Source organism: Microbacterium sp. VKM Ac-2923, from assembly GCF_022815605.1.
In the GTDB taxonomy this organism is placed as follows: Bacteria; Actinomycetota; Actinomycetes; order Actinomycetales; family Microbacteriaceae; genus Microbacterium.
This window is the reverse complement of sequence record NZ_JALGRP010000003.1, coordinates 358,250-379,736: the sequence shown is the minus strand read 5'-3', so window position 1 is coordinate 379,736 and position 21,487 is coordinate 358,250. Positions and strand designations below refer to the sequence as shown.

15 protein-coding genes are annotated in these 21,487 nt (G+C 70.0%); 12 read left to right on the top strand and 3 right to left on the bottom strand.

Features of this window, described 5'->3' with window-relative positions; translation table 11 throughout:
* The first annotated feature begins 114 nt into the window (after positions 1-114).
* The 4 genes from MT347_RS07625 to clpX all read left to right on the top strand — a co-directional run bounded on the left by MT347_RS07625 (position 115) and on the right by clpX (position 3,525).
* Positions 115-603, top strand: a complete 489-nt coding sequence (locus tag MT347_RS07625; protein WP_243499698.1) for a tetratricopeptide repeat protein — start codon at positions 115-117, stop codon at positions 601-603.
* 78 nt (positions 604-681) lie between these two features.
* Entirely contained in the window at positions 682-1,269 is a 588-nt protein-coding gene (locus MT347_RS07620) for an ATP-dependent Clp protease proteolytic subunit (RefSeq protein ID WP_243499696.1), read from the top strand.
* A gap of 24 nt (positions 1,270-1,293) precedes the next feature.
* Complete coding sequence (locus tag MT347_RS07615; RefSeq protein ID WP_243499694.1) at positions 1,294-1,956, top strand: ATP-dependent Clp protease proteolytic subunit; 663 nt, start codon at positions 1,294-1,296, stop codon at positions 1,954-1,956.
* A gap of 300 nt (positions 1,957-2,256) precedes the next feature.
* Positions 2,257-3,525 carry an ATP-dependent Clp protease ATP-binding subunit ClpX gene (clpX, locus tag MT347_RS07610; RefSeq protein ID WP_243499692.1) on the top strand — a complete coding sequence of 423 codons (1,269 nt, stop codon included), beginning with the start codon at positions 2,257-2,259 and terminating at the stop codon, positions 3,523-3,525.
* A 186-nt stretch (positions 3,526-3,711) separates the two neighbouring features.
* On the opposite strand, the gene MT347_RS07605 is transcribed toward clpX, so the two are convergent.
* The 3 genes from MT347_RS07605 to valS form a co-directional block, all read right to left on the bottom strand.
* Positions 3,712-5,760 carry a M3 family metallopeptidase gene (locus MT347_RS07605; RefSeq protein ID WP_243499690.1) on the bottom strand — a complete coding sequence of 683 codons (2,049 nt, stop codon included), beginning with the start codon at positions 5,758-5,760 and terminating at the stop codon, positions 3,712-3,714.
* A 214-nt stretch (positions 5,761-5,974) separates the two neighbouring features.
* Entirely contained in the window at positions 5,975-6,223 is a 249-nt protein-coding gene (locus tag MT347_RS07600) for a hypothetical protein (RefSeq protein ID WP_115918078.1), read from the bottom strand.
* Positions 6,223-8,790, bottom strand: a complete 2,568-nt coding sequence (gene valS, locus MT347_RS07595) for a valine--tRNA ligase (RefSeq protein WP_243499688.1) — start codon at positions 8,788-8,790, stop codon at positions 6,223-6,225. The genes MT347_RS07600 and valS overlap by 1 nt, the downstream gene beginning before the upstream one ends.
* A 424-nt stretch (positions 8,791-9,214) precedes the next feature.
* Between valS and MT347_RS07590 the strand changes: the two genes are divergently transcribed.
* The 8 genes from MT347_RS07590 (at position 9,215) to MT347_RS07555 (ending at position 21,486) form a co-directional block, all read left to right on the top strand.
* Positions 9,215-10,054 (top strand): endonuclease domain-containing protein, encoded by an 840-nt coding sequence (locus MT347_RS07590; RefSeq protein ID WP_243499686.1) that lies wholly within the window; start codon positions 9,215-9,217, stop codon positions 10,052-10,054.
* A 428-nt stretch (positions 10,055-10,482) separates the two neighbouring features.
* Positions 10,483-12,096, top strand: coding sequence for an ABC transporter substrate-binding protein (locus MT347_RS07585; protein ID WP_243499684.1), 1,614 nt, complete (start codon positions 10,483-10,485; stop codon positions 12,094-12,096).
* Between the two features lie 13 nt (positions 12,097-12,109).
* On the top strand, positions 12,110-13,087 hold the full coding sequence (locus MT347_RS07580; RefSeq protein ID WP_243499682.1) for an ABC transporter permease: 978 nt from the start codon (positions 12,110-12,112) through the stop codon (positions 13,085-13,087).
* Between the two features lie 52 nt (positions 13,088-13,139).
* Positions 13,140-13,979: an ABC transporter permease gene (locus MT347_RS07575; RefSeq protein ID WP_243499680.1), complete on the top strand. Its 840-nt coding sequence runs from the start codon at positions 13,140-13,142 to the stop codon at positions 13,977-13,979.
* Positions 13,976-15,766 carry an ABC transporter ATP-binding protein gene (locus MT347_RS07570; RefSeq protein ID WP_243499678.1) on the top strand — a complete coding sequence of 597 codons (1,791 nt, stop codon included), beginning with the start codon at positions 13,976-13,978 and terminating at the stop codon, positions 15,764-15,766. The genes MT347_RS07575 and MT347_RS07570 overlap by 4 nt, the downstream gene beginning before the upstream one ends.
* A 478-nt stretch (positions 15,767-16,244) precedes the next feature.
* Positions 16,245-19,727, top strand: coding sequence for an isoleucine--tRNA ligase (gene ileS / locus MT347_RS07565; RefSeq protein ID WP_243499675.1), 3,483 nt, complete (start codon positions 16,245-16,247; stop codon positions 19,725-19,727).
* The gene (locus tag MT347_RS07560; RefSeq protein ID WP_243499673.1) at positions 19,724-21,076 is read left to right on the top strand and encodes a folylpolyglutamate synthase/dihydrofolate synthase family protein; all 1,353 of its coding nucleotides are present in this window, start codon (positions 19,724-19,726) and stop codon (positions 21,074-21,076) included. Before ileS ends, MT347_RS07560 begins: the two co-directional genes overlap by 4 nt.
* Complete coding sequence (locus MT347_RS07555; protein ID WP_243499671.1) at positions 21,073-21,486, top strand: DUF4233 domain-containing protein; 414 nt, start codon at positions 21,073-21,075, stop codon at positions 21,484-21,486. Before MT347_RS07560 ends, MT347_RS07555 begins: the two co-directional genes overlap by 4 nt.
* Position 21,487 lies beyond the last annotated feature (1 nt).

The following is a 21,487-nucleotide window of genomic DNA, read 5'->3' as shown; positions in this document are numbered from 1 at the left end:
GGGAGTCGACTGTCAGCGCGGAGGGTTCATGACGCTCGAGCGCGGGAGTCGACTGCCGCGCGGAGGTGGCGCGGACGCTCACGCCACGCAGGAGAGCAGAAAGAGGCACGAGCGATGGACGACTGGCAGGACAGAGTGGATGCGGTCTCGGCGGATGACACGCTCGATCCGGCCGAGGTGATCCAGCGGATCGACGCGCTGGCGCTCGAACGGCAGGAAGACGACGCGATCGCGCTGTTCGAGCGGGCGGGGGCCCGCGACTCGGCCGGCCTCGAAGCCGAGGCCGAGGTGCTGTACCGACAGGCGCTGACGACCGGTCTCGACGACGAGCGCCGCACCCGGGCCGCCATCCAGCTCGCGAGCACCATCCGCAACCTCGGCAAGACCGCGGAGGCTCTCGAGCTCCTGCGCGCGGAGTACGAGCGCGAGCCGCGGGGAGATCTGCACGACGCCGCCGCCGCCTTCTACGCGCTCGCACTGGTGTCGAGCGGAGAGCCCGAGCGGGCGGCATCCATCGCTCTGCAGGCGCTCGCCCCCCACCTGCCGCGCTATACCCGGTCCGTGACCGGATACGCGCGAGAAATCGCCGAAGAACCGCACTGATCCGCCCGCGGCGAACACGGCATCCCGCCCCGGAACGCGCCGGTAGATTCGTTGCAGATCACCGGAAGAGGAGCACACATGCCCGAACCCCTTATGGCAACGAGCGTCTTCGACAGGCTGCTGAAGGACCGCATCATCTGGCTCGGTTCCGAGGTGCGCGACGAGAACGCCAACGAGATCTGCGCCAAGATTCTGCTGCTGGCCGCAGAGGACCCGCAGAAAGACATCTACCTCTACATCAATTCGCCCGGCGGCTCGATCACGGCCGGTATGGCGATCTACGACACGATGCAGTTCGTGCCGAACGACATCGTGACCGTCGGGATCGGCATGGCCGCGTCGATGGGCCAGCTCCTGCTGACCAGCGGCACCAAGGGCAAGCGGTACATCACGCCCAACGCCCGCGTGCTGCTGCACCAGCCGCACGGCGGCTTCGGCGGTACCTCCAGCGACATCCAGACGCAGGCGCAGCTCATCCTCGACATGAAGCGTCGACTCGCCGAGATCACCGCGGCGCAGACCGGCAAGACTGTCGAGCAGATCAATGAGGACGGCGATCGCGATCGTTGGTTCACCGCCCAGCAGGCCCTCGAGTACGGCTTCGTCGACCACATGCGCGAGCACGCCACCGACGTCACCGGCGGCGGCGGAACCGCAGCGGTCTGAGCCGAGAGGAAAAAGGACACCGACATGAACATCCCCACTTTCGGCGGCGCAGCATCCCACATGCCCTCGAGCCGCTACGTCCTCCCTCAGTTCGAGGAGCGCACGGCTTACGGCTACAAGCGCCAGGACCCTTACAACAAGCTATTCGAGGACCGCGTCATCTTCCTGGGCGTCCAGGTCGACGACGCCTCGGCCGACGACGTCATGGCCCAGCTGCTCGTGCTCGAGTCGCAGGACCCCGACCGCGACATCATCATGTACATCAACTCGCCCGGTGGCTCGTTCACGGCCATGACGGCGATCTACGACACGATGCAGTACGTCTCGCCGCAGATCCAGACCGTCGTGCTCGGGCAGGCCGCCTCCGCGGCATCCGTGCTGCTCGCGGCCGGTGCCCCCGGCAAGCGTCTCGCCCTGCCGAACGCCCGCATCCTGATCCACCAGCCCGCTATGGGCGAGGCGGGCCACGGGCAGGCGTCCGACATCGAGATCCAGGCGCAGGAGATCCTCCGTATGCGCACCTGGCTCGAGGCGACGATGGCCCACCACACCGGACAGGACATCGTGAAGATCAACAAGGACATCGACCGCGACAAGATCCTCTCGGCTCACGAGGCGATGGAGTACGGCATCGTCGACCAGGTGTTGACGACGCGCAAGCGCCAGCCTGCGGCCCTCACCGCCTGACGTACGCCCGCGCGACCAGCCCCGCAGACCCGTCTCGGTCTGCGGGGCTTCCTCGTCCCCCCGCCCCCCGCGCGTGAGTCGCCAAGGACTGTCGCTTCCGAGCCGTCCGAGGCGACAATTCCTGGCGACTCGCGCTTGAGACGGGGGAGAGCTCGCGCTCGAGACGAGGGAGAGGGAGGGATGCCGCGTCCGCTACGGGCGATCATGACGGCGGCGCGGTCGCAAATGCCCTCTGTTCGCCCAGGCTCGGGTTAGGCTCGAACACACACCGGCGGGGGCCGGGTGACGGGAGGAACCGGCATGGCACGCATCGGTGAAAGCGCCGACCTGTTCAAGTGCTCCTTCTGCGGCAAGAGCCAGAAGCAGGTGCAGCAGCTGATCGCCGGCCCCGGCGTGTACATCTGCGACGAGTGCGTCGAACTCTGCAACGAGATCATCGAAGAGCGCATGGCCGAGTCGTCGGCCGGTGAAGTCGCCGAGTTCGACCTGCCGAAGCCCCGCGAGATCTTCTCGTTCCTCGAGGAGTACGTCGTCGGTCAGGATGCCGCGAAGCGCGCCCTCGCCGTCGCCGTCTACAACCACTACAAGCGCATCCGCTCGCACGGCACCCTGCAGCCTGCGGAAGCCCGCGCCGAAGAGATCGACATCGCCAAGAGCAACATCCTGCTGCTCGGTCCTACGGGGTGCGGCAAGACCTACTTGGCGCAGACGCTGGCGAAGCGCCTCAACGTGCCCTTCGCGGTCGCCGATGCGACGGCCCTCACCGAGGCCGGCTACGTCGGCGAAGACGTCGAGAACATCCTCCTCAAGCTCCTGCAGGCCGCCGACTTCGACGTGAAGCGCGCCGAGACCGGCATCATCTACATCGACGAGGTCGACAAGATCGCCCGCAAGGCGGAGAACCCCTCGATCACGCGTGACGTTTCCGGTGAGGGCGTGCAGCAGGCCCTGCTGAAGATCCTCGAGGGCACCGTCGCGTCGGTTCCGCCGCAGGGCGGCCGCAAGCACCCGCACCAGGAGTTCATCCAGATCGACACGACGAATGTCCTGTTCATCGTGGCCGGTGCCTTCGCTGGCCTCGAGGAGATCATCTCCGCCCGCGTCGGCAAGCACGGCGTCGGCTTCGGCGCGCCGCTGCACCGCAAGGAAGACGCCCCGGATCTGTTCAGCGAGGCGTTGCCGGAAGACCTGCACAAGTTCGGTCTGATCCCCGAGTTCATCGGCCGCTTGCCCGTCGTGGCATCCGTGTCGCCGCTCGACCAGGACGCCCTGATGGAGATTCTGACCGCGCCGCGCAACGCCCTGGTCAAGCAGTACCAGCGCATGTTCGAGCTCGACGGGGTGCAGCTCGAGTTCGACGAGGACGCCCTGCGCGCCATCGCCGACCTGGCGGTGCTGCGCAAGACCGGTGCCCGCGGGCTCCGCGCGATCCTCGAAGACGTGCTCGGGCCGATCATGTTCGACGTGCCGTCGGCCGATGACATCGCGAAGGTCGTCATCACGCGCGCGGCCGTCGAGGACCGTTCGGCCCCGACCATCGTGCTGGCTCAGAAGCGCCGCAGCGCCTGACGATCCGCGTCCACGCGAGGCTCACGAGCCGTTCACCGTATCGAGACGCGCCGGAACCGCACCCGATCGTCGGGGACGCAGTCGAGTGTGGCCCAGCGCGTGCGGTTCCGATGATCGGGATGCGGCTTCGGCGGCTTGGCGGGGCCCGACACCGGGGGCGGGCGGAGGTCGCCCCCCTCGGCGGCGTCAGCCGGCGAGACCGCGGCGTTCCAGGAGCGGCTGGATGTCGGCATCCCGGCCCCGGAAGTCGCGGTAAGCCGCGAGGGGATCGCCCGAACCGCCGACGCCCAGAAGACGGTTGCGGAACCGGTCTCCGTTCGCGCGCGTGAGACCGCCGTTCTCGCGGAACCACTCGACGGTGTCGGCGTCGAGCACCTCGCTCCAGATGTACGAGTAGTAGCCCGCGCTGTACCCGCCGCTGAACACGTGCGCGAAGTAGGTCGAGGAGTAGCGGGTGGGGACGGCCGGGTTGTCGAGCCCGATGTCGGCGAGAGCGGCCGCCTCGAAGCCGGCAACGTCGATGTCGGCCGCGGCTTCGTCGATCGAGAGGGAATGCCACGCCTGATCGATCCAGGATGCCGCGAGGTACTCGCTCGTGGCGAAACCCTGGTTGAACGCCTCGGAGGCGTGCAGGCGCTCGACGACGTCGGCGGGCAGCGGCTCGTCGGTGTCGATGTGTCGGGCGTAGTGCGTGAGGATCTCGGGCCAGAGGATCCACATCTCGTTGACCTGGCTGGGGAACTCGACGAAGTCGCGATGCACCGCCGTGCCGGCGAAATGCGGATAGGTGACCGTCGCGAAGAGCCCGTGCAGGGCATGGCCGAATTCGTGGAAGAGCGTCGTAACCTCGTCGAGGGTCAACAGCGTCGGCGTGCCGGGGGCCGGCTTGTTCACATTGAGGTTGTTGACGACGACGGGTGCGGTACCGCGTAGTTCCGACTGCGTGACGATCGCGTTCATCCAGGCGCCGCCGCGCTTCGTATCGCGCGTGTAGAGGTCGAGCAGGAACAGCCCCAGCTCGCTGCCGTCGGCGTTGTGCGCCTCGAAGACGCGGACGTCGGGATGGTAGCCCTGCAGGTCGTGCCGCTCGGTCATGCGGATGCCGTACAGCTGCCCGGCAGCGAAGAACACGCCGTCGCGCAGCACACGCTCCGCCTCGAACCATGGTCGGAGAGCCGCCCGGTCGAGGTCGTACTCCGCGGCTCGCACTTTCTCTGTGTAGAAGGCCCAGTCGTGGGCGTCGATCCGGATGCCGTCGGCGTCGGCGATGCGCTGGAGCGCCTCCTGTTCGGAGCGGGCGTTGGCGGCCGCCGGCACGGCGAGTCGGCGGAGCATCTCGTGCACGGCATGCGGGGATCCCGCCGTCTGATCGGCGAGGATCGCGGCCGCGTGCGACGGGTAGCCGAGCAGCGCGGCACGCTCCGCACGTACGCGCACGATGTCGCGCAGGACGGCCCGGTTGTCGTTCTCGTTGCCGCGAGAGGCACGGGCCCGCGAAGCCTGGAGCAGGCGACGGCGGCTCTCGCGGTTCGTCAGCGAAGCGAGCAGCGGATGCCCGGTGTACAGCGTCAGCGTGATCACATACCGGCCGTCGAGACCACGACTCGTGGCCGCCTGGGCCGCGGCCGACAGTTCGCCGTCGCTCAGACCGTCGAGCTCCGCCGCGGTGTCGAAGACCACGGCGAGGTCGTTGGTGTCGGCGAGGAGGTTCTTCTCGAACGCATTGGTGAGCACCGAGAGCCGCTGGTTGAGGTCGGTCAGGCGCGCCTTCTGCGTGTCGTCGAGTCCAGCGCCCGCCAGCGACATTTCGCGGTGATGACGCTCGACGAGGTAACGGCTCTCGGCGTCGAGGCCGAGGTCGTCGAGCTGGGCGTGCACGGCAGCGACGCGCGCGAACAGGGCGGCGTCGAGCTGGACGGCGTCCCGGTGAGCGGCCATGAGCGGCGCCAGCTCCTCCTCGATGGCCTGGATCTCGGCGGTGCCGTCGGCCCCAGTGACGGTGTAGAAGGTGCGGCTCACTCGACCAAGCAGTTCACCACTGCTCTCGAGCGCCACGAGGGTGTTCTCGAAGGTCGGCGGCTCGGCCTGGGCTGTGATCGCTTCAACCTCAGCCCGGTGCGCGGCGATGCCGGCGCGGAACGCGGGCCGGTAGTGCTCCGGCCGAATGCTGCCGTACGGGGGCAGGTCGTAGGGGAGAGCGGGCGGCGCGAGAAGGGGATTGGGGGCATCCGTCATCGGTCCAGCCTAGTGAGCGGGTCAAGCGGACCAGAGGCTTCGACAGGCTCAGCCACCCGTGGCCGACGGCGACGTGCGCGAGGGGTCCCTGTGCTAGTCGAAGGGACCGGGCCCTGCGCGTTCGGTGGCTTCGACGGGCTCAGCCACCTCCCTGCCACGGAAAACGCAGAACCCGCCGACGCACGAAAGCGTCGGCGGGCTCAGCGAAGACGCGTCAGGCGAACTCGGCGTCGTCGTCGTACCGCACGACGACCTCGCCGGCGGCATCCTGGGTCACGATGACCCCCGTGTCGAGCTCGGCGACCGGTCGCCCCTCGAGGAAGGTCAGCGTCCAGCGGGGCGCCGGAGCGCTGAGGCCGTCCGGGTTGAGCGCGGCCTCGACGGCGGCGATCTGCGCGTGCAGCGCCTCGGGAACGGCCTTCGGCGGCTGCTCACGGGCGGTCCAACGGGTTCCGAGTTGCATCAGTCCTCCTGGGGTGCGAACACGATGTCGGTGACGGTGGTGGTCTCAGCGGCGGCGAAGGTGATCGTCTCGATGCGGCCGACGGCGCGAAGGTCGCCCTCGGCCAGGCGCAGGGCCTCGACGTGGGGACCGGCGACGGTAAGCGAGGTGACCGGCGTCTTCTGCGAGGCCTTCGCCTCGGTCTTCGCGCGGCGGATGCCGATCAGCGCGGCGCTGACCGCCGTGAGCACAGCAGGGTCGCCTTCGATGCCGAGCGGCTCGGGCCACGCGGCGGTGTGCACCGAGCCCTCCTCGAACCACGACCACACCTCCTCGGCCGCGAACGACAGCACGGGCGCGAACAGGCGCACGAGCGTCGACAGGGCGGTGCGCAGGGCGAGGGCCGCGGACGCCTGACCGGCATCGGTACGGTCATACGCGCGCTCCTTGACGAGCTCGAGGTAGTCGTCGCAGAACGTCCAGAAGAACGACTCGGTGATCTCCAGCGCCCGCGCGTGGTCGTACGCCTCGAAGGCGGCGGTCGCGTCGCGGATGACGGCATCCAGGGTCGCGAGCATCGACGCGTCGAGGTCGTGCGTGACCTCGGCGCCCTCGGGCACGGGGAACGACAGCACGAACTTCGCGGCGTTGAGGAGCTTGATCGCCAGGCGCCGGCCGATCTTGACCTGCGTGGGGTTCTGCGGATCGAACGCCGCATCGGTGCCCAGACGGCTGGACGCCGACCAGTAGCGCACGGCGTCCGAGCCGTGCTGCTGCAGGATGTCGGCGGGCGTGACCACGTTGCCCTTCGACTTCGACATCTTCTTGCGGTCGGGGTCGACGATGAAGCCCGAGATCGCGGCATCCGACCAGGGGCTCCGGTCGTCTTCGAGGGCGCTGCGCAGCATCGTCGAGAAGAGCCACGTACGGATGATGTCCTGGCCCTGCGGGCGCAGGTCGAACGGGGCGACGAGGTTCCAGAGCTCCTCGTCGCGCTGCCACCCGCCGGCCAGCTGCGGGGTGAGCGAGGAGGTCGCCCAGGTGTCGAGGATGTCGAGCTCGGGGTCGAAGCCGCCGGGAACGCCCCGCTGGTCTTCGGTGTAGCCCGGGGGCACATCGACGGTGGGGTCGACGGGCAGCGACGCGACGTCGGGGGTCAGCACGCGCGCGTAGTCACGCTCGCCGTTCTCGTCGAGGCCGTACCAGACCGGGATCGGCACGCCGAAGAAGCGCTGGCGCGACACCAGCCAGTCGCCGGTGAGGCCGTTGGTCCAGTTCTCGAAGCGCACGCGCATGAAGTCCGGATGCCACGACATCTCGCGGCCGAGGGCCACCAGGCGCTCGCGCAGCTCGGCATCCCGAGCACCGTTGCGGATGTACCACTGACGCGTCGACACGATCTCCAGAGGCCGGTCGCCCTTCTCGAAGAACTTCACGGGGTGCGTGAAGGGTTTCGGGGCGCCCTCCATGGCACCGGACTCCTGCAGCAGCTCGACGATGCGCTTCTTGGCGCTGAACACCGTCTTGCCCGCGAGCTCGTCGTACGCCGCCTTCGCGGCATCCGTCACGATCACATCGGGGGCCTCGGCGACGATACGGCCGTCCTTGCCGATGATCGTGCGGTTGGGGAGGTCCAGCTCCCGCCACCAGATGATGTCGGTCACGTCACCGAAGGTGCAGATCATGGCGATGCCCGATCCCTTGTCCTTCTGCGCGAGCGGGTGGGCGAGCACCGGGACCTCGACGTCGAAGAGCGGGGTGCGCACGGTGGTGCCGAAGAGGGGCTGGTAGCGCTCGTCGTCGGGGTTGGCCACCAGGGCTACGCACGCGGCGAGTAGCTCGGGACGCGTCGTCTCGATGAACACGTCGCCCGAGCCGTCGGTCTTGGCGAAGCCCACGCGGTGGTAGGCGGCGGGCTGATCGCGGTCCTCGAGCTCGGCCTGGGCGATGGCGGAGCGGAAGTCGACGTCCCACAGCGTCGGCGCCATCGACTGGTAGGCCTCGCCGCGCTCGATGTTGCGCAGGAACGCGAGCTGGCTCGTGCGGATCGAGTCGTCGGAGATCGTGCGGTAGGTCTGCGTCCAGTCGACGCTGAGGCCGAGCTCGCGGAACAGGTCTTCGAACTGCTTCTCGTCTTCGACGGTGAGGCGCTCGCACAGCTCGATGAAGTTGCGACGGCTGATGGGCACCTGGTCGGCGGCCTTGCTGCTCTTGTTGTCGCCGCCCGCGAACGGCGGGGTGAAGTCGGCGTCGTAGGGGAGTGAGGGGTCGCAGCGCACGCCGTAGTAGTTCTGCACGCGGCGCTCGGTGGGCAGGCCGTTGTCATCCCAGCCCATGGGGTAGAACACGGTCTTGCCGCGCATGCGCTCGAAGCGCACCTTCACGTCGGTGTGCGTGAACGAGAAGACGTGCCCGATGTGCAGGCTTCCGGATGCCGTCGGCGGCGGGGTGTCCACGGAGTACACGCCCTGACGACCGGTCTCGGCGGCGCGGAGGCGGTCGAAGACATAGGTGCCGCGCTCACGCCAGGCGGCGTCCCACTTCTGCTCGAGGCCTTCCAGGGCGGGCTTGTCGGGAATCGTGGCCATAGAAGTACTCCTCGAACGATATGGGCGGCACTGTGTGAGCGTGCCTGATGGGTGTGGCATCCACGATACCGGGGCTGCCGTGCGTGCGTGGCGTGGCCAGCGGCGCGTACGGCCGGGTAGCGGGTGCGCGAGGTGGGTGATTCGCGCCGTGTCAGTCGGATTCGGCGGATGCCGGCTGAGGTCGTGCGGATCGCTGAGGTTGTGGGCGTGCGCGGGCTGGTACGCGCGAGGTGGGTGGTTCGCGCCGTGTCAGTCGTCCTCGGCGGATGCCGGCTGAGGTCGTGCGGATCGCTGAGGTCGTGCGGATCGGAACCGACGATCGCAGAACGATGCACGCTGGGGCGGCTCCTCCACAGCGGCCTCCCCATCCACCATCGCGCTCGTGATCGAGCCCCGCGCCTCGCGACGGACGAGCATGACATCCATGGATGCCGATCTCACCCGAGCCGTCGCCACGCGCGCTGCCGAACTGGGCGGTGTCGTTCGTGCCACCCGCCTGGTGAGCGAAGGACACACTCGGTACCGCATCTCGCGCGCTGTCGATCGCGGTCTCGTGGTGCGCGTGCGGTTGAACTGGATCGCCGTGCCGTCGGCCGATCCGCACCTCGTCGCCGCCGCGCGAACGGGGACGATGCTGTCCTGCGTCACGGCTGCGGAGCGACGCGGACTCTGGGTGGCCGAGCGGCCGGAGCGGCCGCACGTCGCGTACCCCGGCCGAGGGCGCCTGGAACAGACGTCGGCGGTCGTGCACTGGCAGAGGGCGATCGTTCCCCGGCATCCCGATCAGCTCGAGGACGATATCGAGAACATCCTCATGACCGTCGCGGGATGTCAGCCCTACGAATCGGCGCTCGCGATCTGGGAGTCGGCACTGAACAAGCGACTGGTCGACCTGGACGCTCTCCGGCGTCTTCGCTGGACGGGCACCGCGCGTCGTCTGGTCGAGGACGTGACTCCGTGGTCGGACTCCGGACTCGAGACGTTCGTGCCTCTTCGGCTGCGGTGGATGCGTCTGCCGATCCGTGCACAGATCTGGATCGCCGGATACCGGGTCGACTTCCTCATCGGCGAACGTCTTGCACTCCAGATCGATGGGGGCCACCACGTCGGAGCTCAGCGCACAGAGGACATCCGCCATGACGTCGAGCTCATGCTGCGTGGTTTCCACGTCATCCGCGTCGGGTATGAGCAGGTCGTGCATCGCTGGCCGGAGGTGCAGGCGCAGATCATGCGCGCTGTCGCGCAGGGCCTGCATCGACCCTGAACGTCTCTCGCGAGCTCCCCTGTCGACGATGACTCCGCGGGGTGAGCAGACACGCGCCGCATCCTGCGGGCGTCGTCCGAGACGGGAGTCGCCGGCGCGTGTGGGGCTGTCGCGCGATGTCAGCGATTCGCACGGTGTCAGCCCGAGACAGCCCAAGGCGACTGACCTGATGCGAATCGCGGACCGTGCGCACAGCCCCGGCATCCGGGAGGGCGGCGACTGCGCAGTCGACGGCGCGACCGCCGGTGCCGCGCGATGTCAGCGATTTACACGGTGTCAGCCCGAAACAGCCGAAGTCGACCGACCTGATGCGAATCGCTGACGTGGTGTGCGCGCGCCCGGATCTCGGCGCAACCCGGGGTTTCCGCACTGCGTCCAGGAACGCGGGTAGGCTAGAGGTTCCCCATCGACGTTTCCGAGGTCTTTCCATGCCTTCTGTGCCTACCCGCCGCATTCTGACGGCGGTCGCCGTCGCCGCGGTCGCCGCCCTGTCCCTGTCGTCGTGCGCCGGCGCCGACCCCGAGGCCTCCGGCGACGGAGAGATCGTCTGGGCGATCGAGGGCGCCAACCTCTCGGCCGGTCACATGGACCCGCAGACGAGCCAGCTCGACGTCTCGGCTATGGTCCAGCGTGCCGTGCTCGACTCGCTCGTTTACCAGGAGGCCGACGGGTCGTTCTCGCCGTGGCTCGCGACCTCGTGGGAGGTGGAGGACGGCGGGGCGACCTACGTCTTCCAACTCCGCGACGACGTGACGTTCCACGACGGCACGCCCTTCGACGCGGCCGCCGTGAAGGCGAACTTCGACCGCATCGTCGATCCCGAGACGGCATCGGCGCAGGCGGCATCCATGCTCGGGGGCGACCTGTACGCCGGCACCGACGTGGTCGACGACCACACCGTGCGCGTGCGCTTCTCGCAGCCCTACGCGCCGTTCCTGCAGGCCGCCAGCACGTCGCTGCTCGGCTTCTACTCGCCGGCCGTGCTCGAGAGCAAGGCCGACCAGCTCAAGGCGGGCGGCCCCGGCGTCACGGTGGGCACCGGCCCGTTCGAGCTGACCGAGTACACGCCCGATCAGGACATCGTGTACACCCGCAACGACGACTACACCTGGGGCCCCGACGGCACCGGGGCGCCGAGCTTCCAGACGCTGCGCGTCGACATCCTGCCCGAGGCGTCGGTGCGCGTGGGCGCGCTGTCCAGCGGCCAGGCCGACGTCGTGACCAACCTGCCGCCCAATCTCGTCAGCCAGGTTCCCGCCGACGACACCGTGGAGTCGCTGGAGTACCCGGGTCTGCCCTACTCGCTGTTCCTCAACGAGAAGAACGGCGTCTTCGCGGATGAGAAGGTCCGCCAGGCCTTCACGCGCGCGATCGACGTCGACACCGCCGTGCAGGAGATCTTCTTCGGGCAGTACCCGCGCGCGTGGAGCATCCTCGGCTCCACCACTCCCGGTTACGACGCGAGCCTCGAGAACTCGTGGCCCTTCGATGCCTCGGCCGCGGGCGCCCTCCTCGACGAGGCCGGATGGACGGGACGGGATGCCGACGGCATCCGCACCAAGGACGGTCAGCGCCTCACCGCCCGCTGGATCGCCTGGACCCCGGTGCCCGACGACCGTGCGGCACTCGCGAACGCGGTGCAGAGCGACCTGAAGGCGGTCGGTTTCGATCTGCAGCGCGAGGTGCTCGAGCCCGGCGCGTACAACGAGCAGTACGGCCCGAAGACCTTTGACGTCACCGACTGGGGCTTCTCGGGCGTCGACGCCGACCTGCTGCAGAGCCACCTCGCGACCGACGGCTTCCAGAACGCCTCGCAGGTGAGCGACCCCGCCCTCGACGCGCTGCTGGAGCAGGGCGCATCGACGACCGACGCCGCCGCCCGCAACGCGGTCTACGCGCAGGTGCAGCAGTGGAACGCCGAGCACGCCGCGATCGTGCCGCTGTACAGCCCCGCGCTGATCAGTGCCGTGCGTCCCGACGTCACCGGTCTCGCGTTCGACCTGTACGGCCGTCCGCTGTTCGCCACCGCCTCCGTCGGCTGAATCCGTCCCTCGGATGCCACGCTCTCGCCCACGCGCGTTGTTGACGCGTCTCGGCGGGGTCGTGGCATCCGTCGTTCTGGTGCTGTGGGGGGCGGCGACCCTGGCGTTCGTGGCGTTCCGCATCATCCCGGGCGATCCGGTCGACGTGATGCTCGGGCCGCAGGCGCAGGTGAGCGACGCGGTGAAGGACGGGATCCGCGCCGACCTCGGGCTGGATCGGCCGGTGCTCGAGCAGTACGGCGCGTTCCTCGGGCGCCTGCTGCGCGGTGACCTGGGGGAGTCGTACCAGCTGCGCCTCCCGGTCGGTGAGGTCATCGGTCGACAGCTCGGGCCGACCCTGCAGCTCTCGGCGCTCGCGCTGGTCATCGCGGTGACGCTGGCCCTGGCATCCACTCTTCTCGTGCGCGGGCGCACCGGGCGATCCGTGGCATCCGGGATCGAACTGGTCGTGCTGTCGTCCCCGGTGTTCTGGACGGGCCTGGTCCTGTTGAGCGTGTTCTCTTTCCAGCTCGGGTGGTTCCCGGTGTCGGGGGCGAGGGATGCCCCCGCGATCGTGCTCCCCGCTGTGACGCTCGCGCTCCCGGTCGCCGCCCTGCTGTCGCAGGTGCTGCGCGACGGCGTCGAGTCGGCTGAACGCGAGCCGTTCGTGCTGACCGTGCGCGCCCGAGGCGCGAGCCCGCTGCGCGAGAGCGTGCACCATACGCTGCGCCACGCGAGCGTGGGGGGCCTGACGCTGGCGGCCTACCTCGTCGGGTCGCTGCTGGGCGGCGCGGTGCTGGTCGAGACGGTCTTCGCGCGCCCGGGGATCGGGCGGGTGACGTTGACGGCCATCACCGACCGCGATCTGCCGGTGATCACCGGTGTCATCCTGCTGAGTGCGGTGGTGTTCGTGGCGGTCAACACCCTGGTCGACATCGTCGTCCCGCTCATCGACCCCCGGCTCCGCTCGGCGACCGCCGCCTTGAACGTCCGTGCGGCGGTGCCCTCATGAGCGCTGTCGTGGACCCTGCCCGTGGTGGCGAGATGAGCAAAGCGATGCCGTCATGAGTGTCACCGTCGTCCGGCCGCGGGCGCGGCCCGGGCGCGTCGTCGCCCTGGCGCTCTCCGGTGCCGTGCTGGCCGTCATCGCCCTCGCCACCGTGGCGCCGGCGCTCCTCGCCACGCACGACCCCCTGCTCACCGACGTGCGGGCGGCGCTGCAGCCCCCGAGCGGCGCGCACTGGTTCGGCACAGATCAGAGCGGTCGCGACGTCTACTCCCGCGTCGTGTACGGCGCGGGGCGATCGGTCGGGATCGGCCTGCTGGCCACGGGTCTCGCCCTCGTCATCGGCGTCGTGGTCGGCTCCCTCACCGCGGTCGCGCCGCGTCTCGTCGACACGGTCGCGATGCGCTTCGTCGACGTGCTGCTGGCATTCCCGGAGTTCCTCGTGGCGCTCCTGGTCGTGGCGGTGCTGGGACCGGGCCCGGCGAACGTCGCCCTGGCCGTGACCATCGCGGCCGTTCCCGTGTACATCCGTCTCGCCCGGGCTCAGACGCGTGCCCTGGCTTCGGCCGAGTACGTCGAGGCCGCACGTATCAGCGGAGTGCCGGCACCTGTCGTGCACGTGCGCCACGTGCTGCCGGGAGTCCTCGGTGCCGTGAGCGTCCTCGCGACGATCGGCGTGGGCACGAGCATCCTCGCCGCCGCGGGGCTGAGCTTCCTCGGCCTCGGGCCCACCGAACCCGTGCCGGAGTGGGGGCTGATGCTGTCTGCCGGGCGCAATCTGCTCCTGCAGGCGCCGTGGGTCGCCGTCTTTCCGGGACTCGCGATCACCGCGACGGTGGTCGGCGTGAGCGTCGTCGGCCGGACCCTGCGCGCGCGGGCCGAGGAGCGCGGGGCATGAGCGGACGGGATGCCGAGACGCCGCGCGCGGGCCGAGGGGCGCGGGGTCCGAGCGAAGCGGGTGCCGGAAGTGCGGGAGCCCCGCGCGCGAGCGCACGGGATGCCGAGACGCCGGGCGCGAGCGCACGGGATGCCGAGACGCCCCGCGCGAGCGCACGGGATGCCGAGACGCCCCGCGCGAGCGCACGGGATGCCGAGACGCCCCGCGCGAGCGCAGGGGTGCCGGGCGCCGAGGGTGTTCATCTGCGCGGCTTGCGCATCGACGGCCCCGGCGGCTCGCTCGTGCACGGCCTCGACCTCGATGTCACGCCGGGGGAGTGCGTCGCGATCGTCGGGGAGTCCGGCGCGGGTAAGTCGCTGAGCGCCCGGGCCCTGCTCGGTCTCGTACCGCGCGGACTGTCGTCATCGGTGGAGATGCTCTCCGTCGACGGGATCGACGCGGGGTCGCTGACCGAGCGGCAGTGGCGCGCGCTCCGCGGCCGGCGCATCGCGCTCGTCTCTCAGGACGCCCTCGTCTCACTGGACCCCCTCCGCCGCATCGGGGCCGAGGTGGCCGAGTCGATCCGCATCCACGAACCGGCCGTTCGCGGCGGCGCCCTCGCCGGGCGCGTGCGCGCGATGCTCGAACGCGTCGCGCTGCCCGAGCCGGACGCGCGCGCCCGCCAGTACCCGCACGAGCTCTCCGGTGGCCAGCGCCAGCGCGCTCTCATCGCCGCAGCCCTCTCGGCGACGCCCGCGGTGCTCGTCGCCGACGAGCCCACAACGGCTCTGGATTCCACCGTGCGAGCCCGCGTGCTCGACCTCCTCCGGCGGATCACCGACGACGGCGTGGCCGTGGTCTTCATCAGTCACGACCTCGCCGCCGTCGCGCGCGTGGCCGATCGCGTCGTGGTCATGCACGAGGGGCGCGTCGTCGAGACCGGTGTGACGACCGAGGTTCTGGCATCCCCTCGTCATCCGGCCACGAGGGCGCTCGTGGCGGCGGTGTCGCACGAACCGCTCGAGCGGGCATCGCGCTCGGATGCACCGATCCTCACGGCGGACCGGGTGACGAAGCGGTTCGGCGACCGGGTGGCCGTGGACGAGGTCTCGTTCGAGGTGCGCCGGGGCCGCACGCTGGCGGTCGTGGGGGAGTCGGGCTCGGGGAAGACGACGCTCGCACGGATGGTGGTCGGGGTGACGACCCCCGACGCGGGGATCCTCTCCTTCGACGGCCGACCGTGGGGCCCCGCGGCGGCTCACGGCGCCGATCGGCGACGCGTGCAGCTCGTGCAGCAGAACCCCTGGGGCGCGCTCGACCCGCGATGGACCGTCGGCCGAACGCTGATCGAGGCGGTCGCCGCCGCCGGCATCGCGTGCGCCGAACGGCGGTCGGCCGTGGCCACTCTGTTGGAGGAGGTCGGGCTGTCGGCGGAGTTCGCGGGTCGCCGGCCGGCGCAGTTGTCGGGCGGTCAGCGGCAACGCGTCGCCATCGCCCGGGCCCTGGCCGCATCTCCCGATCTGCTCGTGCTCGACGAGCCGGTGTCGGCCCTCGATGCGACCGTCCGGACGCGGATCCTCGAACGGCTGCTCGACCTGCAGCGGGAGCGGGAGCTGGCGATGGTCTTCGTCACCCACGATCTCGATGTGGTGGCGGCGGTCGCCGACGACGTCCTCGTGATGAAGGACGGACGGGTCGTCGATGCGGGTCCCGTGCCGCGCGTGTTCGCCGCCCCCGGGCACGCGTTCACCCGGGAGTTGCTGGCGGCCGCGGGGCTGAGGCCTGTCGAACGGGGGCCCGCGGACTGATCCGCCCGGCCGGCGGTGGCGCGTGTGCCGGTTTCGGTGTCCAGGACACCCGGATGCCTCGCGCCGCACTCCGGATGTCGTGGACACCGGAGCGCGGGCACGGGACCCGCCGCCGGACGCGGTCCCGGTTCGAGTGTCCAGGACACCCGGATGCCTCGCGCCGCACTCCGGATGTCGTGGACACCGGAGCACGAGAACCGGCCGATCGATCCACAGCGCCGCCGCGCCGGGACCGGCGAGCGCGTAGACTCGACCCATCAGCACCGATCCGGCCATCACCGGGGAGCTCGCGGAAGAACCTCCGACCCTTCGACACGCTCAGGGGCCGGATCAGTAGAACCGCGCGGGGCAGGCCCGTCACAGCCGCAGTGAGAGCGGCACCGGTCCCTGAGCTCGTCGAAGGGCCCGGCGCAATGCAGGGTGGTAACGCGGTCCGCAAGGGTCGTCCCGGCGAGTGAACCTCGACCCGCGGAGTGACATGACCTACCCACGCCCCTCATCCTTCGGCCCCGCCGCCGACCAGGCCGCCCACGCGTCGACCCCGGATGCCACGACCCCGGCCTCCGCGCAGAGCGCGACATCCGCTCAGAACGCCGCGTCCCCGGCATCCGTCGTCCCGAGCCCGCGCTTCCCGGCCATCGAGGACGACACGCTCGCCTTCTGGAAGGCCGACGACACCTTCCGTGCCTCGATCGCGAACCGCGACGGAGCCGAGGAGTGGGTGTTCTACGACGGCCCGCCGTTCGCGAACGGCCTGCCGCACTACGGCCACCTCCTCACCGGCTACGCCAAGGACGTCTTCCCGCGCTTCCAGACCATGCGCGGCAAGAAGGTCGACCGCGTGTTCGGCTGGGACACGCACGGTCTGCCGGCCGAGCTCGAGGCGATGAAGCAGCTCGGGATCACCGAGAAGGACGAGATCGAGCGCATGGGGGTCGCGACCTTCAACGCCAAGGCCCGCGAGTCGGTGCTCGAGTACACGCGCGAGTGGCAGGACTACGTCACCCGCCAGGCCCGCTGGGTCGACTTCGACCGCGGCTACAAGACGCTCGACACGACCTACATGGAGAGCGTTCTCTGGGCGTTCAAGACCCTGCACGACAAGGGGCTCGCCTACGAGGGCTACCGCGTGCTGCCGTACTGCTGGCGCGACGAGACGCCCCTGTCGACGCACGAGCTGCGGATGGACGACGACGTCTACAAGATGCGTCAGGACCCCTCGGTCACGGTGACCTTCCCGCTCGTCGGCGCCAAGGCCGAGGCTCTGGGCCTGACCGGCGTGCGGGCCCTGGCCTGGACGACGACGCCGTGGACCCTCCCGACGAACCTCGCGCTCGCCGTGGGTCCCGGCATCCGGTACGCCGTGATCGAGGGCGGCCCGAACGGTGCCGCCGACGTGCACACCACCCCCGACGGCACCCCCGACGAGGCGTTCGAGGCCGTCGCGCACCGCTACCTGCTGGCCGAGGACCTGCTGCCGAACTACGCGAAAGACCTCGGCTACGCGACCCCGGATGCCGCCCGCGCGGCCGTGGAGACGACCATCTCGGGCTCCGAGCTCGAGGGCGTGTCGTACGACCGCCTCTTCGACTACTACGCCGACGCCGAGACGTGGGGGACCGGCGACGCCTGGAAGATCCTCGTCGACGACTACGTCACCGTGTCGGACGGTACCGGCATCGTGCACCAGGCACCGGCCTACGGTGAGGACGACAAGCGTCTCGCGGATGCTGCGGGGCTTCCGACGATCATCTCGCTCGACGACGGCGGGCGGTTCCTGTCGGCCGTGACCGACGTCGCGGGGGAGCTGTGGATGGAGGCCAACCGGCCCCTCATCCGCCTGCTCAAGCAGGCCGGTCGCCTCGTGCGCGAAGCCTCGTACGAGCACTCCTACCCCCACTGCTGGCGCTGCCGGAACCCCCTGATCTACAAGGCGGTGTCGAGCTGGTTCGTCCGCGTGACCGACATCAAGGACGACCTGCTGGCGAACAACCAGCAGATCACCTGGGTGCCCGAGAACGTCAAGGAGGGCCAGTTCGGCAAGTGGCTCGAGGGGGCGCGCGACTGGTCGATCAGCCGCAACCGGTACTGGGGCTCGCCGATCCCGGTGTGGAAGAGCGACGACGCGAATTACCCGCGCGTCGATGTGTACGGCTCGCTCGCCGACATGGAGGCCGACTTCGGCCGCTTGCCGGTGAACGCCGACGGCGAGGTCGACCTGCACCGCCCCTACATCGACGACCTCACCCGCCCCAACCCCGACGACCCGACGGGGCGGTCCACGATGCGTCGCATCGAAGACGTGCTCGACGTCTGGTTCGACTCCGGCTCCATGCCCTTCGCCCAGGTGCACTACCCGTTCGAGAACCACGAGTGGTTCGACGAGCACGCCCCGGCCGACTTCATCGTCGAGTACATCGGGCAGACCCGCGGCTGGTTCTACGTGATGCACGTGCTCTCGACCGCGCTGTTCGATCGCCCGGCGTACACCGGTGTCTCGTGCCACGGCATTGTGCTCGGCAACGACGGACAGAAGATGTCGAAGTCGCTGCAGAACTACCCCGACGTGCGCGAGGTCTTCAACCGCGACGGTTCGGATGCCATGCGGTGGTTCCTCATGTCGAGTTCGGTGCTGCGCGGCGGCAACCTCGTCGTGACCGAGGAGGGCATCCGCTCGGGCGTACGCGAGTTCCTGCTGCCGCTGTGGAACGCGTGGTACTTCTTCGCGACCTACGCCAACGCGTCGGGGGAGGGCTACACGGCCGAGTGGCGCACCGACTCCACCGACGTGCTCGACCGGTACATCCTGGCCCTCACCGGTGATCTCGTGCAGGGCGTCGCCGCTGACCTCGAGGGGCTTGACTCCACGACCGCGGCCGAGCGGCTGCGCGACTTCGTCGAGGTGCTGACGAACTGGTACATCCGCCGATCGCGCGACCGGTTCTGGGTGGGGGTGACCGACGACCCGACCAGTCGCGAGGCCTTCGATACGCTCTACACCGTGCTCGAGACGCTCACCCGCGTCGCGGCCCCGCTGCTGCCGCTCGTGACCGAGCGGGTCTGGCAGGGCCTCACCGGCGGGCGCAGCGTGCATCTGACCGACTGGCCCGACGCGTCGGCGTTCCCCGCGGCCGAAGACATCCGCACCGCGATGGACACCGTCCGCGACGTCTCGAGCGTCGCCAACGCCCTGCGCAAGCGCGAGGGCAAGCGCGTGCGCCTCCCGCTCCCACGTCTGACGGTGGTGACCCCGGATGCCGCGGGCTTGGCGCAGTTCGACGACATCCTCCGCGAGGAGCTCAACGTCAAGAGCGTCGAGCAGGTGACGCTCGAAGCCGAAACCGCCGCAGAGTACGGAATCACCCACCGCCTGGCGGTCAACGCCCGCGCGGCCGGTCCGCGCCTCGGCAAGCAGGTGCAGCAGGCCATCAAGGCCGCCCGCGAGGGAGACTGGAGCGAGGTCGACGGACAGGTGGTGGTCGGTGGCATCCCCCTCGAGCCCGCCGAGTACGACCTCGTCGTCGAGACGGCGGGTCGCCCGGAGGGCGAGGCCCTGGCCGTCCTCGCGAGCGGCGGTTTCGTGCTGCTCGACACCGTGACCACCTCCGAGCTCGAGGCCGAAGGCCTGGCGCGCGACATGATCCGCGGCATCCAGGACACGCGCAAGGCCGCCGGATTCGACGTGAGCGACCGGATCTTCCTGCGTCTTGCATTCGCGGACGCCGAGGACGCGAAGGCCGTGGATCTGGCGTTCGACCTCGCCGGTGTCGCCGAGGAGACTCTGGCGACGGAGTACACGGTGATCGACCCGCAGGGCGAGGCGTTGAGAGCGGTGGCGACGACCGTCCTGGCATCCGCCGACGCCTCCGAAGACGAGCACACCGTCGAGATCCCCGCGCGGACCTACGCCAACGCGGGTGCGGTACGCGTCGGTGTGAGCCGGATCGGAGCCCCCGCATGAGCGACCGCACCAGAGCCGACGCCGTCTACAGCGCGCTGCTCGAGCGGCAGGGCGAGCAGTGGGTGCAGCCGCGCGTCGAGCGCACGCGCCGCGTGCTCGAGCTGCTGGCCGACCCGCAGCGCACCTACCGCGTCATCCACGTGACCGGAACCAACGGCAAGACCTCGACCAGCCGCATGATCGAGAGCCTGCTGCGGGCCATGGGTCTGCGGACGGGCCTGTTCACCAGCCCCCACCTCGAGCGGTTCACCGAGCGCATCCTGATCGACGGCGAACCCGTTTCGGATGCCGCGATCGCCGACGCGTGGGACGAGATCCAGCCGTTCGTCGGCATGGTGGATGCCGAGCTCGCCACGGCCGGAGACGCTCTGCTGACGTTCTTCGAGCTGCTCACGGTGCTCGCCTTCGTCGCGTGCGCCGACGCCCCCATCGACGTACTGGTGCTGGAGGTCGGCATGGGCGGGGAGTGGGACTCCACGAACACCGCCGACGGTGACGTCGCCGTGTTCACGCCGATCGATATCGACCACGTCGATCGCCTCGGCTCGACCATCGCGGAGATCGCGACGGTGAAGGCCGGGATCATCAAGCCCGGTGCCGCGGTGGTCTCGGCGGAACAGCCCGACGAGGCCCTGCGGGTCATCCGCGCCCGCGCCGAGAAAGAAGGCGCGACGGTCGCCGTGGCGGGCGACGGCTTCGCCCTCGAGGCGCAGACCCTCGCGGTGGGCGGGCAGCAGCTGACCGTGCGCGGTGTCGCCGGCACCTACTCCGAGGTCTACCTGCCGCAGTACGGCGCGCACCAGGGCCGCAATGCGGCGCTGGCCGTGGCCGCGGTCGAATCCCTCATCGGTGGGGGCTCCCAGCCGTTGGCCGCCGACGTTGTCGCCGACGGCCTCGGCAACGCCACCTCTCCCGGTCGCCTGCAGCTCGTCGGCACCGCCCCGACCGTGCTCGTCGACGCGGCGCACAACCCGCACGGTACCCGCGCGCTGGTGGCGGCTCTCGACGACGCGTTCGACATCGACGAGTGGGGGGCCGTCGTCGGCATCCTGGCGGGCAAGGATGCCGTGGGCATCATGTCGGCGCTCGTCCCCGCCGTCGCGCGAGTGTTCGCCACCGCGCCGGACAGCAACCGTGCGGCCGATCCCGACGCCATCGCCGACGTCGCCGAAGCCGCTGACCTCCCGGTGACCGTGCACCCCACCCTCGAAGACGCGGCCGACGCCGCGCGCGCCTGGGCGGCCGAGTCCGACCGCCGGGCTGTCGTCATCGCCGGCTCCGTCGTGCTGGCGGGCGAGGCGCTGCGGCTGTCCGAGCTCGAGGACTGGAAGTCGGGGTGGCAGGCGTGAGCCCGCGCACCCCTCGCTCCCCGCGTCCGCGCCGTCAGCGCGGCGCCCAGGAGTCCCTCGGCGCGGTCGTGCTCGGCTTCGAGTCGATCGTGGTGTTCCTGGGCGGACTCGTCGTCTACGGGTTGAAGGTGCTGCCCTTCGGCATCCCGGACTGGTGGGGGATCGTGGGCGGCGTCGTGATGGCCGTCGCGATGGTCGCCGTCTCGGGCCTCCTGCGCCACCGCGGCGCGATCATCGCCGGGTGGGCGCTGCAGGCGATCCTGATGCTGGGTGGTCTGCTCGTTCCCGCCCTCGCCGTCGTGGCCCTCATTTTCGGCGGCATGTGGGCGTATGCCACCATCAAGGGAGCGGCGTTGGACCGGCAGAACGCCCGACGTGCCGCTGACCCCGACCTCTCGACTGGAGAATGAC

Excerpts from the sequence above, each read along its gene's own strand:
- MT347_RS07615 (WP_243499694.1), top strand. The coding sequence starts at position 1,294 with ATGAACATCCCCACTTTCGGCGGCGCAGCATCCCACATGCCCTCGAGC.
- MT347_RS07575 (WP_243499680.1), top strand. The coding sequence starts at position 13,140 with ATGAGTGTCACCGTCGTCCGGCCGCGGGCGCGGCCCGGGCGCGTCGTC.
- clpX (WP_243499692.1), top strand. The coding sequence starts at position 2,257 with ATGGCACGCATCGGTGAAAGCGCCGACCTGTTCAAGTGCTCCTTCTGC.
- valS (WP_243499688.1), bottom strand. The coding sequence starts at position 8,790 with ATGGCCACGATTCCCGACAAGCCCGCCCTGGAAGGCCTCGAGCAGAAG.
- MT347_RS07590 (WP_243499686.1), top strand. The coding sequence starts at position 9,215 with ATGGATGCCGATCTCACCCGAGCCGTCGCCACGCGCGCTGCCGAACTG.
- MT347_RS07620 (WP_243499696.1), top strand. The coding sequence starts at position 682 with ATGCCCGAACCCCTTATGGCAACGAGCGTCTTCGACAGGCTGCTGAAG.
- ileS (WP_243499675.1), top strand. The coding sequence starts at position 16,245 with ATGACCTACCCACGCCCCTCATCCTTCGGCCCCGCCGCCGACCAGGCC.
- MT347_RS07570 (WP_243499678.1), top strand. The coding sequence starts at position 13,976 with ATGAGCGGACGGGATGCCGAGACGCCGCGCGCGGGCCGAGGGGCGCGG.
- MT347_RS07600 (WP_115918078.1), bottom strand. The coding sequence starts at position 6,223 with ATGCAACTCGGAACCCGTTGGACCGCCCGTGAGCAGCCGCCGAAGGCC.
- MT347_RS07605 (WP_243499690.1), bottom strand. The coding sequence starts at position 5,760 with ATGACGGATGCCCCCAATCCCCTTCTCGCGCCGCCCGCTCTCCCCTAC.
- MT347_RS07560 (WP_243499673.1), top strand. The coding sequence starts at position 19,724 with ATGAGCGACCGCACCAGAGCCGACGCCGTCTACAGCGCGCTGCTCGAG.
- MT347_RS07585 (WP_243499684.1), top strand. The coding sequence starts at position 10,483 with ATGCCTTCTGTGCCTACCCGCCGCATTCTGACGGCGGTCGCCGTCGCC.
- MT347_RS07625 (WP_243499698.1), top strand. The coding sequence starts at position 115 with ATGGACGACTGGCAGGACAGAGTGGATGCGGTCTCGGCGGATGACACG.
- MT347_RS07580 (WP_243499682.1), top strand. The coding sequence starts at position 12,110 with ATGCCACGCTCTCGCCCACGCGCGTTGTTGACGCGTCTCGGCGGGGTC.